The 680-nt window shown below is 55.3% G+C and carries 1 protein-coding gene and 1 pseudogene; both read right to left on the bottom strand.

Features of this window, described 5'->3' with window-relative positions:
- The coding region (locus NKI97_RS35380; protein ID WP_352838609.1) for a TadE/TadG family type IV pilus assembly protein at window positions 1-258 on the bottom strand (258 nt) is incomplete at its 3' end.
- Window positions 168-680 (bottom strand): annotated as a pseudogene (locus tag NKI97_RS35385) (pilus assembly protein TadG-related protein); the annotation flags it as partial. The gene NKI97_RS35380 and the pseudogene NKI97_RS35385, both read right to left, overlap by 91 nt.

A 680-nucleotide genomic window follows, 5' to 3' on the forward strand; every position in this document is an offset into this window, starting at 1 on the left:
CGCGGTTTTGACGCCTGCACGCATCGACAATGCGCTCGAGACAAAAGACCAGCCGTCGATGATGCCAAGAAGTACCAGGCAAAGGATGGGCAGAACCAGCGCAAACTCTACCGCGGCAACACCCGAATCACTCCGGAACATCCGGACTTGTAGCCGATCCACGAAAACTACTCGACAAGCTGAACGGTTTGCGTGGCCGGAATGTCTCGCATTCCAAGGCTCGTGCAATCCTGAATGATGTTTGCGTTGCCGGACCATTGCACGGTACTTGCGACGACCTGCGTGCAACCACCTTTGCCCGAGAAATTGCCGAGATAATTGACGCCCTGTGTTGGAAAATACAGAGCGCCGGTCAATAGCGAATCCGCCGTGCCATTAAACGTGTTGGATCCCGCCAGGTTGGCTCTGTCGCCATAGAACAGCACACCTGAATAGGTGCCCGACGTCGGTGCGCTGAGCTTGACGGTCGCCGTGCCGTTCATGCTAACGCCGGAGGTATCGGCCAGATAAATGACGACACCCTCGCCGGAAATATTTGCATTCGAGCTCGCTTTGAAATCGCCTCCCTCAATGACGTATATCCCGGGCGAGAGGATTACATTGCCGCTCAAGCTGAGCCCCTTGCAGTATGTTCCAGGTTGCAAGGTTGACTGATTGCCGTTTTGACAAGGGTTCGTGGC

This window comes from Mesorhizobium sp. M0296 (assembly GCF_040321675.1).
GTDB lineage: Bacteria > Pseudomonadota > Alphaproteobacteria > Rhizobiales > Rhizobiaceae > Mesorhizobium.